This is a genomic window from Aminipila luticellarii, from assembly GCF_004103735.1.
Lineage (GTDB): Bacteria > Bacillota > Clostridia > Peptostreptococcales > Anaerovoracaceae > Aminipila > Aminipila luticellarii.
The window spans coordinates 404,473-417,719 of sequence record NZ_CP035281.1 but is presented as its reverse complement, the minus strand read 5'-3'; the positions used below and the strand labels follow the sequence as shown (position 1 = coordinate 417,719).

The 13,247-nt window shown below is 42.3% G+C and carries 18 protein-coding genes; 1 reads left to right on the top strand and 17 read right to left on the bottom strand.

From position 1 onward, the window contains the following. Positions 1-3 precede the first annotated feature (3 nt). Together EQM06_RS01945 and EQM06_RS01940 are read right to left on the bottom strand one after the other, a co-directional pair. Positions 4-759, bottom strand: coding sequence for a lysophospholipid acyltransferase family protein (locus tag EQM06_RS01945; protein WP_128744743.1), 756 nt, complete (start codon positions 757-759; stop codon positions 4-6). Between the two features lie 10 nt (positions 760-769). Further along, positions 770-2,005: a pyridoxal phosphate-dependent aminotransferase gene (locus tag EQM06_RS01940; protein WP_128744742.1), complete on the bottom strand. Its 1,236-nt coding sequence runs from the start codon at positions 2,003-2,005 to the stop codon at positions 770-772. A gap of 93 nt (positions 2,006-2,098) precedes the next feature. Between EQM06_RS01940 and EQM06_RS01935 the strand changes: the two genes are divergently transcribed. Beyond that, positions 2,099-2,773 (top strand): M23 family metallopeptidase, encoded by a 675-nt coding sequence (locus EQM06_RS01935; protein ID WP_128744741.1) that lies wholly within the window; start codon positions 2,099-2,101, stop codon positions 2,771-2,773. A gap of 76 nt (positions 2,774-2,849) precedes the next feature. On the opposite strand, the gene trmB is transcribed toward EQM06_RS01935, so the two are convergent. The 15 genes from trmB to secY form a co-directional block, all read right to left on the bottom strand. Beyond that, positions 2,850-3,488, bottom strand: coding sequence for a tRNA (guanosine(46)-N7)-methyltransferase TrmB (gene trmB / locus EQM06_RS01930; RefSeq protein WP_128744740.1), 639 nt, complete (start codon positions 3,486-3,488; stop codon positions 2,850-2,852). Between the two features lie 21 nt (positions 3,489-3,509). Then, entirely contained in the window at positions 3,510-4,577 is a 1,068-nt protein-coding gene (locus EQM06_RS01925; RefSeq protein WP_205666574.1) for a L,D-transpeptidase, read from the bottom strand. Positions 4,578-4,604: 27 nt separating this feature from the next. Beyond that, a complete protein-coding gene (locus tag EQM06_RS01920; protein WP_128744738.1) occupies positions 4,605-5,405 on the bottom strand; it encodes an energy-coupling factor transporter transmembrane component T family protein in 801 nt (266 codons plus the stop codon). Continuing rightward, entirely contained in the window at positions 5,402-6,247 is an 846-nt protein-coding gene (locus EQM06_RS01915) for an energy-coupling factor transporter ATPase (protein WP_128744737.1), read from the bottom strand. Before EQM06_RS01915 ends, EQM06_RS01920 begins: the two co-directional genes overlap by 4 nt. Then, positions 6,232-7,071 carry an energy-coupling factor transporter ATPase gene (locus tag EQM06_RS01910; RefSeq protein ID WP_128744736.1) on the bottom strand — a complete coding sequence of 280 codons (840 nt, stop codon included), beginning with the start codon at positions 7,069-7,071 and terminating at the stop codon, positions 6,232-6,234. Before EQM06_RS01910 ends, EQM06_RS01915 begins: the two co-directional genes overlap by 16 nt. Before the next feature lie 83 nt (positions 7,072-7,154). Next, positions 7,155-7,496, bottom strand: coding sequence for a 50S ribosomal protein L17 (gene rplQ, locus EQM06_RS01905; protein ID WP_128746761.1), 342 nt, complete (start codon positions 7,494-7,496; stop codon positions 7,155-7,157). Positions 7,497-7,656: 160 nt separating this feature from the next. Continuing rightward, entirely contained in the window at positions 7,657-8,604 is a 948-nt protein-coding gene (locus EQM06_RS01900) for a DNA-directed RNA polymerase subunit alpha (protein WP_128744735.1), read from the bottom strand. A 47-nt stretch (positions 8,605-8,651) separates the two neighbouring features. Next, entirely contained in the window at positions 8,652-9,272 is a 621-nt protein-coding gene (gene rpsD, locus EQM06_RS01895; protein ID WP_128744734.1) for a 30S ribosomal protein S4, read from the bottom strand. A gap of 23 nt (positions 9,273-9,295) precedes the next feature. Continuing rightward, positions 9,296-9,694, bottom strand: coding sequence for a 30S ribosomal protein S11 (gene rpsK, locus EQM06_RS01890; RefSeq protein WP_128744733.1), 399 nt, complete (start codon positions 9,692-9,694; stop codon positions 9,296-9,298). A 14-nt stretch (positions 9,695-9,708) separates the two neighbouring features. Next, positions 9,709-10,080 (bottom strand): 30S ribosomal protein S13, encoded by a 372-nt coding sequence (gene rpsM, locus EQM06_RS01885; protein ID WP_128744732.1) that lies wholly within the window; start codon positions 10,078-10,080, stop codon positions 9,709-9,711. A gap of 100 nt (positions 10,081-10,180) precedes the next feature. After that, a complete protein-coding gene (rpmJ, locus tag EQM06_RS01880; RefSeq protein ID WP_128744731.1) occupies positions 10,181-10,294 on the bottom strand; it encodes a 50S ribosomal protein L36 in 114 nt (37 codons plus the stop codon). A 13-nt stretch (positions 10,295-10,307) separates the two neighbouring features. Further along, entirely contained in the window at positions 10,308-10,526 is a 219-nt protein-coding gene (infA, locus tag EQM06_RS01875; RefSeq protein WP_128744730.1) for a translation initiation factor IF-1, read from the bottom strand. Positions 10,527-10,549: 23 nt separating this feature from the next. Beyond that, positions 10,550-11,296, bottom strand: coding sequence for a type I methionyl aminopeptidase (gene map / locus EQM06_RS01870; RefSeq protein WP_128744729.1), 747 nt, complete (start codon positions 11,294-11,296; stop codon positions 10,550-10,552). A 3-nt stretch (positions 11,297-11,299) separates the two neighbouring features. Next, positions 11,300-11,944, bottom strand: a complete 645-nt coding sequence (locus EQM06_RS01865; RefSeq protein ID WP_128744728.1) for an adenylate kinase — start codon at positions 11,942-11,944, stop codon at positions 11,300-11,302. Positions 11,945-11,971: 27 nt separating this feature from the next. Then, positions 11,972-13,246 (bottom strand): preprotein translocase subunit SecY, encoded by a 1,275-nt coding sequence (gene secY, locus EQM06_RS01860; protein ID WP_128744727.1) that lies wholly within the window; start codon positions 13,244-13,246, stop codon positions 11,972-11,974. Position 13,247 lies beyond the last annotated feature (1 nt).

The following is a 13,247-nucleotide window of genomic DNA, read 5'->3' as shown; positions in this document are numbered from 1 at the left end:
TATTTATTGATACACTGCTTTTTCATCCTGCCTGCCTTCATCAGGATTCGGATTCTGGTTGCACTCCATGATTTGGGACCTGACAGAAACACCCAGATGCTTTATTTCCTCTCTTGAAAGAGAAGCGGGATCAATGGGCGGCAATACCGTTATCCGGACATCTGCCGGATGGATCCACATGCCGTTTGCTTCCATTGCCCGGTAGGATCCGTCGATTGCTACGGGAACGATAGGGACTCCTGTTTTTAAAGCAATTTTAAAAGCACCCTCTTTAAACTCTCCCGCTTCATCCTTTCTGCTTCTGGTTCCCTCCGGAAAGATGATAACCGATCTGCCTTGGCGGATGAGGTTTTCTGCTTCTCCAAAGACCCGTACAGATTGTCTGGCATTTTCCCTGTCAAGAAACAGGCAGTCAAATAGCTTCATCCAATTTGATATAAAGGGGATTTTCTCTATGCTGTTTTTGGCCACCAGCGGATTGGTCTTATCCAGCCGGGTAATCATCAGAGGAATGTCAAAATAGCCTTGATGATTGCTGGTAAAAAGTACCGGCTGATCCTTCGGTATATTTTCCAGTCCCTTTACCGTACAGGTCACCCCTGCCATCCTTAACAATCGGGCTGCCCAATCCTGGACAACCTGATTAATCCCTTCAAGATCATTGAACCCTGCCTTTTTCCGTTTTTCAAAATAACGCTGTTTCGGATAAATCATGATCAAATACAGCCAAAAATATATAAACCATATAATCGTTCGCATGTTTTCGTTCCTATTCCATGGCTGCTAAAATCTTTGCAGGCAGCTCTCTGCATTCTTTTTCAGTTATAGAAGCTATCGATACCCGGAGTCCCTTTTTCAGCGGAATAAGGAAGATGCCTTCTTTCTGAAGCTTCTTGTTGATTTCATCGGAATTTTCACAAGGAATGGAAGCAAAGAATCCGGCATCAAACGGAACAATCCTTAAACCTACCTTGTCCGCTTCTTCTGCGAAAGCTCTGCCTCTTTTCAGCAGAAGGTCACAGTAAAAGCTTCGCTCCTGATCCACCTTTGCAAGCAATGTGCTGTCTTCATATATTTTAGAAAGGACCACCATAGACGCTCTCGTACAGTTAGACCAGGAAGCTCTGGAGGAGAATTGGCAGACCCGCACAAACTCTTCCGCAATTTCCTTGACCGGCGTCATGCAGATCATAGCGGCACACCGCATGCCATACATAGTAAAGGTCTTTGAAGCACTGTAGGCAATTATCGGAAGGATATTTGAAGGAAGATTTTCCAGCTTAGGAAGAAACTCTCTGTATTCATCCGGATCTCCCGCAAAATCGATATAGGCCACATCTACTACCAGCGTAACCTTTTTGTCCGGCGTTGCGGTGCCCTTTACGGCCTTGAGCAGGTTGTCCCAATCTTCAAGTGTAAGAGAATATCCGGTGGGATTATGCGCTGGCGTGTTGATAATAATCACCAAGCTTTCCTGCTTTGCCAAGAGTTCTTCTGCTCTTTCTTTCAATCCTGCAATGTTGAACTGATCCTCTCCGTCAAAAAGATTATACGTTACTACACTTCTTCCCATTTCATTTGCAACGGAATCGTAGTTCGCCCAGTGCCAGTCAGACGTTAACACCTGATCTCCGATCTTTGAATAATTATCGATAGCGTTCCGGATGGCTCCTGTTCCTCCGGGTGTTGCAACTGCTTCTGTAAAGCAGTTCGGCTTGTATTTTCCAAACGCTGCTTTTTTGATAGCTGTTCTAAACTCCGGAGTACCGCCGATTGGTGCGTATTCGGCATAGTCCGCAGGCTCCAGGTTTTTCAAAACCTCTACAACGGAAGAAAGTACCACTAAATCTTTACTATCGGAAAGCAAAGCGCCGATAGTCGCATTCATTACTGCTTCTTTTCCTTTTTCAGCAATCATTTCCTTTGCCAAACGATTAATTCCAAAAACTTTATCTTCTAACGGAATATTTCTTCCGTTTTGCTGTGCCATTATAAACTCACTCATCTATCTACCTCGCCTTTATAAAATTATAAAACATTATACTACAAAGTATGAAAAACCGCAATAAGGCAATAATACAATAAGGAGGTGTAAATTATGCGACATAATATAAAAGAGAAAAAGCCAATGGATAAAGCTGCTGTAGCTATGATACTTTGTTTCAGCGTTGTTGCCCTTGCATCAGTTTTTACGGTAAAATCAAGCTTGGATAAAATTAATTTATCAGATAACACGGACATTTCGGTTCCTCAAAACGATGAATCCAAAGACAGAAGTGTGACCAAACGGGTTCCCACTGTAGACAGCCAAGACAATTCTCAGTCAAACGTTCAGAAAGAAAACACTGGTAATCCTTCCGGTTCTTCTGCTTGGACTGCCCCTGTAGATGGTCTTATAACATTAGAGTATTCCACAGAATTACCAATTTATTCGAAAACCTTAAATCAATACATGGTTCATAATGGGGTGGATATTGCGGCACCGCTTGACGCAAGAGTTCAGGCAGCAGCAGCAGGAACGGTAGTGGAGACCGGCAAGGACGATCGCCTTGGATATACGGTGAAGATCAATCACGGAAATGGATTTATTACGACCTATTCCAATCTGTCCGATAAAATTCTGGTGGAATCCGGTGATGTGGTCAAGAAAGGAGACATTATAGGCGGAATAGGGAATACCAGTCTATTTGAGTCTTCCGAGGATTCACATTTACATTTTGAAATGCAAAAGGACGGTAACCTGGTAAATCCTGCGGATTATATTAAATTCTAAGTACTTTAACATTTATTGTAATATCCTCAAGCTGAAAAAAGTGATAAACCTAAACGGTATTATCACTTTTTTCCATTCACAGGATAACTTTCACGAAATTTATATTTTTATCCAGTGCGTTGAACTTATCTTCATACTCTGTCGTCACATGCCTTGAAAGAAATTCAGAATTGTGGAGGTCCCTACTGTATTCTATGATCTCATAATCATTTGCCTTTATTTCTTGAATGGTAAATTCAAACAGCGAATCGTTATCTGTTTTAAATTCCAGGATGCCGCCATCTTTAACGACCCTTGCATAACCCTTCAAAAAATTGGAATGGGTCAGCCTCCTTTTTGCATGCCTTTCTTTAGGCCAGGGATCGCTGAAATTTAAATAAATGCCCGAAAGCTCGCCCTCTTCAAAATATTCGGTCACATCCCGCATAAAAGCTGAAAGAAACCTTATATTCGGAATGTTTGCTGCCGCTGCTTTTTCTAAAGCTTGAAGCACAACACTTTCCTGCCCTTCTACTGCTATGTAGTTCCTGTCCGGATGAAGCTCTGCCTGCTTTAAGACAAATTGTCCCTTGCCGCATCCCAGTTCCATGTAGATATCATTTTCGTTCTGAAACACACTCTTCCACGAGCCTTTCATCTTTTGTCCGTCTGCTATGGAATACGCTGAACAGGCTGCCAATCGTTCTTCCATATTTTTTGCTTTTCTCTGTCTCATGATTTTTTCCTGTCCCTCTGATTAAATTACAATGACGATGGTTTTTCCGTGCTCATACCAATCGTATATAAATTTGGCATGAGACGTATAATTTCTCACACATTTATGGGAAAGCGGCACGGTTCCTATACTGTTTGAAAATTCATGGATACCCGGATCTATTTTCGTTCCGCTTTCCGTATATTTGTAACTTGTTGCCACTCCGTGAATGTACGCACCTGCCGTAAAGCGCACAGCGTACGGGGCATAGCCTTCTATTTTATCTGTTCCATCTTTTACATAAAAAAATTTAGGCTTCTTCTCTATGGCATAATAATACCCCAAAGGTGTCGGCTGATGATAATCTCCCACTTTTCCTGTAGTTGCCATGCTATAGGATGTAATATTCCAATTATCCTTCTCCTTTTCAAAGGTGGCTATATTTTGATTGGTCCGGTCTACCACAATAGCCTTTTTCAGGCCTTTTAAAGCATCCTTCGAAGCGACGTACCGACTTGGAACAGAATATTCCTGCTCTGTCCCCACAAGACCTATCAGAGTGTATTCCTGATCCTCCTCCAGTATCTCTACCAGCGTCCCATCTGCCAGGTATACAAATTCATCTAATTGATCTATACTGGCATAGGCAGGGGCTGACGCACCTCTGCTGTTTCCCAGGGAATCCTCTTCTCCACCTTTATACTTAGGGGCCATTCCATTTCTGTTTTTATAATTATCGATATAAGTCAACCGATACTTGCCTGCGGCTTTTTCGGCCGTATCTATTTTCTCCCGCATAACATTAAATTGAAAATACCGCTTTTGCCCATTTACCATATATGTATAAGGCTTTCCGACCAGGTATTTCGTATATTTTAAATCAAACCCGTATTGGAGAGGCTCTTTTTCGTATGCAGACTGCTCCTCCGTACCTAAAGCTTCCGGAGATGCATTCTCCTTTGCATCGCCCTGAGACGCTGCATTTGTTTTGACTGCCGGCTCTTTGTCCTTATGAAGCAGAGCGCTCTCTGTATCAGGCCCCACTATAAGGATAAATACGAAAACTACTGATAACGATAAAGCTATCAGCAAAAGATGTAAATGTCTCACTTAATCAACCCTTTGTATCTATATTTTCTATATTATACGCGACTCAAAAATAATTAATGCCAAAAACAAAGCAAGTATTGTCAATGCACCGAGATCACGGCCTGCCATCTTCATTTCATGCAGACGGGTTCGATGCTTTCCCCCTCTGTAGCATCTGGCTTCCATAGCCATAGCCAGATCCTGCGCGATACGAAAAGCGCTTATGAACAACGGCACCAGTAACGGAACAAGGCTTTTAGCTCGTTTCATCAGATTTCCGCTTTCAAAGTCTGCTCCTCTGGCCATCTGTGCTTTCATGATTTTATCGGTTTCCTCCAGAAGAGTGGGAATGAACCGGAGGGCAATCGTCATCATCATAGCCAGTTCATGCGCCGGAACGCCTACCTTTTTAAGCGGCTTTAAAAGATATTCAATACCATCCGTCAGGCTGATGGGCTTCGTGGTCAACGTCAATACAGAGGAACCGAATATCAACAGGATCAATCTGATGCCCATAAAGCAGGCATTATAAAGACCTTCTTCCGTCAGCCTTAAAAATCCAATTTGAACCAGTGTTTTTCCGCCAGTCATAAACATATTGATCAGAAAGGTAAACGCAATAATTAAAAATACCGGCTTTAAGCCTTTGGCAATGAAACTGAACGGAACCTTTGAAATGCCTATGACCATAGCAAGGGCAAGCGCCGCTATAGCAAAGCCTATAAAGTCACTTACTACAAATAGCGCAATGATATATAGGAAGGTTCCCGTGATCTTTACTCTCGAATCCAGCTTGTGAATGAGCGAGCTGCCGGGGTAATACTGTCCTAATGTGATGTCTCTAATCATAATTTCTTCATTAATTCCTCCACAGCTTCCTCTATCGTTAAAACATTGGGATTGACTTCCATGCCCTTATCCCGGAGCCTGTACAAAATCTCCGCTGCCGGCGGCACACTGAGTCCTATTTCGTTCAATTCTTCTCTTCTGGCAAATACCTCTCTGGGCGTTCCCCACATGGAGAGCTTCCCCTTATCCAGTACCAGAACCTTATCAGCCAGCCTTGCAATATCCCGCATGTTATGGGATACCAAAATTAAAATGCTTCCCTGTTCTTTATGAATGGTTTGGATGACCTCCAGCAGTTCCTTGTGCGCTTTCGGATCCAGTCCTGCCGTCGGTTCATCCAAAATAAGTACTTCAGGCTTCATAGCTATGACGCCGGCTATAGCTACCCTGCGTTTTTGGCCGCCGGACAGGTCAAAGGGCGACCTCTCCGCAATTTCTGAGTAGTCCAGCCCCATCAGCTCTATGGCTTCTCTGGTACGAAGGTCTGCTTCCTCCTGACTCAGACCCAAATTCAACGGGCCAAAAGCGACATCTTGCTTTACGGTTTCCTCGAACAACTGATATTCGGGATATTGAAAAACCAGACCGATCTTTCTTCTTATGTCTCTCATGGAAACACCCGGAGCGGTAATGTCCACGCCGCTGATTACAATATTCCCTGATTTGGGTTTCAGCAAACCGTTCAAATGCTGCAGCAAAGTGGATTTGCCCGAACCGGTATGCCCGATAATGCCCACGAACTCGCCGTCATTTATTTCAAAACTCACGTCATCCAAAGCTATCGATTCAAATGGCATGTTTTCACTGTATACGTATTTCAAATTCTTTACTTGTATTGACATAAATACTCTACCATTTCTTCCGTACGAATAATATTTTTAGGAATCCTTATTCCCTTTTTTCTTAATCGATCTGCCAAATCGACCACTACCGGAACATCCAGCCCCAGATCTCGGATTTTCTCCGCTTCCGAAAATATTTCTACAGGAGTTCCGTTTAAAAGGATTTCTCCTTTATCCATGATGATAACACGGTCTGCATCTGCTGCTTCTTCCATGAAATGTGTTATCAAAATAACAGTGATACCATCCTTATGCAGATTTCTTATAATAGACATCACCTCGTCCCTTCCCTTGGGATCCAGCATAGCTGTAGGTTCGTCAAAAATAATGCAGTCCGGCATCATGGCCACGACTCCCGCAATGGCGATCCGTTGCTTCTGGCCTCCCGAAAGCAGATGCGGAGCCTTTTTTCGATGTTCATACATGTTCACCGCTTTTAGGGCATTATCTACCCGCCGGCGGATTTCCTCCGGGGGAATGCCCATATTTTCAGGGCCAAATGCCACATCATCCTCCACGATGGAGGATACCAGCTGGTTGTCCGGATTTTGAAAGACCATGCCCGCCGTTTGGCGAATCTCCCAGAGATGCTCGTCGTCTCTTGTATCAAAGCCCTTTACATATACCGCTCCGCCGGTGGGAAGCAGCAGGGCATTTATATTTTTTGCCAGCGTTGATTTTCCGGAGCCGTTTCTGCCGATTATCGCAACAAAGCTTCCCTTCTCCACCTCTAAAGAAACATCTTTTACGGCTTCTACGGAAATCTGGTCGGCTTCTCTGACATAACAAAATTTTAAGTTTTCTATTTGAATGATCTCTTTCATCTATTTATTCCATCAAGCACTGCTTGTTATATTCAATATTAAAAAATGGGTGCGCAAATTAACTGCGCACCCTCAGTTCTTTCTTATACAAGCTCTAAGAATACTACTTCTGCGCAGTCTCCCTGTCTTGGTCCTAATTTTAAGATTCTTGTGTAACCACCGTTTCTTTCACTGTACTTTGGAGCTATTTCATCAAATAGCTTTGTAACAACGTCTTCGTCGTATACATACGCAAGAACCTGTCTTCTGGCATGAAGATCACCGCGTTTAGCAAGTGTGATCAACTTCTCAGCTTCTCTTCTGGCTTCTTTTGCTCTGCAGTCAGTTGTAGAAATACGTCCTTCTCTGAAAAGGTCAGTAACAATATTTCTAAGCATTGCTTTTCTATGAGCAGTAGGTCTGCCTAGTTTTCTGTATCCTGGCATAACTATTCTCCTTTCCTGGCTTGTCTTTTTTGCCTGCTGCTTTATCAGCCAGTTTGCTCCGGTACTCACATACCCTATGTATGTTCCGCTCCTCGCAATCTGGCTTTCTTGCATTAGACAAAAAATCCTTCGCCACCGATTATCGCTTATTCGTTATTGCTTATTCGTCGCTTGGTCGTAATCCAAGGCCTAATTCTTCAAGTTTGTGTTTTACTTCGTCTAAGGATTTCTTACCCAGATTTCTAACCTTCATCATATCCTCTTCGGACTTATGAGTAAGCTCCTCTACTGTATTTATTGCAGCTCGCTTTAAGCAGTTGAAGGAACGTACTGACAGCTCCAGCTCTTCAATCGTCATTTCCAGAGCCTTTTCTTTCTGGTCTTCTTCTTTCTCTACCATGATCTCCATAGAATCTGTCGCGTCCGTAAGCTCAATGAACAAGTTCAGATGTTCCTGCATGATCTTGGCTCCAATGGACACACCTTCTTCCGGAGCTATGGAACCGTCTGTCCAGATTTCCAGAATAAGCTTATCGTAGTCTGTCACCTGACCGACTCTCGTGTTTTCAACCGTAAAGTTCACTTTTCTAACTGGTGTATATATTGAATCCACAGGAATCACTGCGATTGGTGTGTTTTCAGTCTTGTTCTGTTCAGCAGGGACATAGCCTCTGCCTCTTGCCAAGTTTATTTCCATAACCAGTGTTGCATTTTCTTCTAGTGTTGCTATATGCAAATCGGGATTGAAGATTTCCATTTCCATATCGCCGATAATATCTGCAGCAGTTACTTCTTTTGGTCCTACAGCATTAATAATAACTCTCTTGGTGTTTTCACCGTTCAGTCTGACAGCCAATTTCTTGAGATTTAATATTATTTCCGTAACATCTTCCTTTACGCCGGGGATCGTTGAAAATTCATGAAGAATACCATCGATCTTAACAGATGTTACAGCCGCACCCGGAAGGGAGCTAAGAAGGATTCTTCTTAAGCTGTTTCCGAGTGTAGTACCATATCCTCTTTCAAGGGGCTCTACTACAAATTTACCATAATTCGCATCTTCTTCTGAGAATATACACTCTATTGTTGGTTTTTCGATTTCTATCACTAAAAAACCCTCCCTTTTCTTCCAAAATATCCCATATCCTTAAGATATTATTTGGAATATAATTCGACGATTAGATGCTCTGCAATCGGAGTATCGATCTCTTCTCTTCTTGGAATAGCAACAACCTTTCCTTCAAGCTTTTCGACATCAACTGTAATCCATGACGGTACGCTGATTGCCATTTCTTTCACTTCCTTGAATTTAGGTGAATTCTGACTCTTTTCCTTGACTTTGATCACATCTCCTGCTTTTACTTCCAGTGAAGGAATATCTACCTTCTTACCGTTTAAAGTAAAGTGTCCGTGTGTTACCAGCTGCCTTGCTTCTTTTCTTGATGATGCAAATCCCATTCTGAATACTACATTGTCAAGTCTTGTTTCCAGCATAATTAAAAGGTTTTCACCAGTGATTCCCTTTTTCTTTGCAGCTTTTTCAAATAAATTTCTAAACTGAGTTTCTAACAAGCCGTAGAATCTCTTAGCCTTTTGCTTTTCTCTTAACTGAAGTCCATATTCAGACATTTTCTTTCTTGCCTGACCATGTTGTCCAGGAGCGTAACTTCTTCTATCAATAGCGCACTTTGAGCTATAACATCTTTCGCCCTTTAAGAAAAGCTTCTGACCTTCTCTTCTGCATAACCTGCAGTTAGCACCTGTATATCTTGCCATTTCTAAATTACTCCTCCCTTCAATTAAACTCTTCTTCTCTTTGGCGGTCTGCAACCGTTATGAGGAATTGGTGTAATATCCTTAATCATATTGATTTCAAGACCAGCAGCCTGTAATGCTCTGATAGCAGCTTCACGTCCGGAACCTGGTCCCTTTACGTATACTTCTACTGTCTTTAAACCATGTTCCATTGCAGCTTTAGCCGCTTCTTCTGCAGCCATCTGAGCTGCGAAAGGAGTTGACTTTCTGGATCCTTTGAATCCAAGAGCTCCTGCACTGGACCATGACAGTGCGTTACCGTTTAAATCTGTAAGAGTAACAAGAGTATTGTTAAAGGTGGATTGGATATGTGCCTGGCCTTTTTCAATGTTCTTACGTTCTCTTCTCTTTTTCCTAACTGTTTTCTTTACAGTCTTAGCCATGATTTCCTACCTCCTTACTTTTTCTTCTTTCTACCTACAGTCTTCTTCGGACCTTTTCTGGTTCTGGCGTTTGTCTTTGTCTTCTGTCCTCTGACAGGCAGACCTCTTCTATGTCTGATACCTCTGTAGCAGCCAATTTCCATCAGTCTCTTTATATTTAAAGAAACCTCTCTTCTTAAATCACCCTCTACAAGGTATTCCTGTTCGATGATTTTTCTAATTTTACCGGCTTCATCCTCAGTTAAATCTTTAACTCTTGTGTCAGGATTGATGCCAGCCTTTTCAAGAATAGCGTTGGATGACTTTCTTCCGATACCGAAAATGTACGTAAGTCCAATTTCTACTCTTTTTTCTCTAGGTAAATCTACTCCGGCTATACGAGCCATAAATTCCTCCTTCTCCCATCTTCCGTCACGCAAACCCTGCGGCAGCGTAATATAAACGGGGTAATCCATTTTAACTTTTCTAACTTAAATGATAATTATATCAACCTTGCTTCTGCTTGTGCTTTGGGTTTTCACAGATAACCATTACTTTTCCGTTTCTCTTGATTATCTTGCACTTTTCGCAGATTGGTTTAACTGATGCTCTAACTTTCATCTTAAACCTCCTCTTATTTATCTCTCCATGTGATTCTTCCACGGGTCAGATCATAAGGTGAAAGCTCCACCTTTACCCTGTCTCCGGGAAGAATTCTGATGAAATTCATTCTGATTTTTCCTGAAATGTGTGCAAGTACTTCGTATCCATTTTCGAGCTTCACCACAAACATGGCGTTTGGCTGTGCATCTACAACGGTACCCAATACTTCGATGACGTCTTTTTTCGCCATAATATAATTTACACCTTCCTTATTTATAAGGTAAGCAACTCGGGCTCACCATCCGTAATAACAACAGTATTTTCATAATGTGCTGCCAGTTTGCCATCCTGAGTAACTACTGTCCAGTTATCCTGAAGGGTATCCACCTCATAGGTTCCCTGAGTAATCATCGGCTCGATGGCAAATACCATACCCGCTGCTAACCTCGGTCCTCTTCCCGGTCTGCCATAGTTGGGAATCTGCGGATCTTCATGCATATTCTTTCCAACACCATGACCTACAAAATCTCTTATTACAGAGCAGCCTTCTCCTTCTGCCTTTTCCTGAATGGCATGAGATATATCTGACAGTCTGTATCCTACCTTGCAGAATTTCAGACCCTCAAAGAAACTTTCTCTGGTAACTCGTATCAATTTCGCAGCATCTTCGCTGATTTTTCCTACGGCATAAGTCCTTGCGGCATCGCTTACATATCCTCTGTAGGTCGATCCTACATCTACGCTGACGATGTCTCCCTCTTGAAGAATTCTCTTTTTGGAAGGAATTCCATGAACGACTTCTTCGTTTACAGATACGCATGCAGCGGCAGGATAATCATAATACCCCTTGAAAGTAGGAATCATATGATTTTTAAGAATTGTCTGCTCTACAAAGTGGTTTACATCCATGGTGGACATACCCGGCTTTATAAAGTTCTCTAATTCTCTGAGGATATAACCTGTAACCTTACCGGATTCGCGCATTATGTCAATCTCTTGTTCTGATTTGATGATGATCATTGCTTATTCTCCTAACACGTTTACAATGGCAGTAAATACGTTGTCAAGGCCGGCTGCTCCATCAATATGGGCGATATTTCCCTTTTCTGTGTAGTAGTCAACTAACGGCATCGTCTGTGAGTTGTACACTTCAATTCTATTCGCTACAGTTTCCTCCGTATCATCACTTCTCTGATACAGTTCGCCGCCGCAAACATCACAGATGCCTTCTTTTGCAGGAGGCATGTTCACAATATGATATGTTGCACCACAAGCCTTGCAAACTCTTCTGCCAATCAACCGAGTCATTAATTCTTCTTTTTCCACGGCGATGTCTAAAACCTTATCAATTTTTTTACCATGCGCTTCTAAAAATTCGTCTAACTTTTCGGCTTGATAAACAGTTCTCGGAAAACCGTCCAAAAGGAAACCCTCTTTACAGTCCTCCTCAAGCAATCTGGTGGTCGCTATTTCTATTACTAAATCATCAGGAACAAGCTCGCCCTTGTTCATATATTCTTGAGCTTTTTTCCCAAGGGCTGTTCCTTCTTTTATATTTTTTCTGAATATATCGCCAGTAGATATATGCGGAATGCCATATTTTTCTATTATTCTGGTCGCCTGTGTGCCTTTGCCTGCACCCGGAGGGCCTAATAAAATTAAATTCATTTCGTGTTCCTCCACTTATAGGATGTGCTATTTCAAGAAGCCCTTATAGTTACGCATAACCATTTGGTTCTCAAGTGCCTTCATCGTATCCAGTCCAACGCCGGTCGCAATCAGCAAAGACGTTCCGCCGAATCTGGCATCAATGGCAGTAAAGCTGCTGAGCAGTGTCGGCAGTGTAGCGATAACAGCAAGGAATATAGCACCTACAAAAGTAATTCTTGTCATTACTTTATTTAAATATTCAACGGTCGGTTTTCCCGGTCTGATACCGGGGATAAATCCGCCGTTCGCTTTCATATTGTCTGCCACTTCAAGCGGGTTAAAGGTAACCGCCGTATAGAAGTAGGTAAAGAATACGATTAGCAGAACATTCAATATCGCGTAAATCCATACGCCCGGATCACCGTGCGGTGACAGCCACTTTGTAACAAAGGCCGTAAAGCCTGCGTTTGGAGCAAAGTATGTTATAGTCAACGGGAACTGCAACAGGGAAAGGGAGAAGATTACCGGAATAACACCGGCCTGGTTTACTTTGAGCGGAATATGGGTTGATTGTCCGCCGTACATCTTTCTTCCTACTACTCTTTTTGCATACTGTACAGGAATCCTTCTCTGACCCTGTTGGATCTCAATGATTCCTACTATAACAACGGCTGCGAAAACAAAGAACAATATTACTGTAATAGCTTTTAATTCACCTGCAGTAAATTTGATCCAATTTGTATGAATCGCGGTCGGTATTCTGGCAACGATTCCTCCGAAAATAATCAAGGAGATACCATTTCCGATACCGTTTTCGTTGATTTGTTCGCCCAGCCACATCAAGAATGCTGTACCTGCTGAAAGGGTGAGCACAATAACTGCTACTGAAAAGAAATCTGTGCTGATCAATGCCTTTCTAAACAAACCAACGGACAGGCCGATAGCCTGGATAAATGCAAGCACGACCGTCAAATATCTGGTGTACTGTGCAATTTTTTTCTTACCTTCTGTTCCTTCTTTAGCCAGTCTTTCTAAGGAAGGAATTGCAATAGTTAATAATTGTAAAATAATCGAAGCAGTGATGTAAGGAGTAATACTTAAAGCAAATATGGTAAAGTTACTGAAAGATCCTCCCGAGAATAGGTCAAACAAACCAAATAATCCTGTGCCGCTACTGAACATCTGAGACAGTACGTCTCGGTTGATGCCGGGAACCGGAATATTGGAGCCCACTCTGAAAATTACCAGCATTAAAAGGGTAAAAATAATTTTCCTTCTAATATCCGGAACTTTCCATGCATGAGCAATTGTTCCAAACATA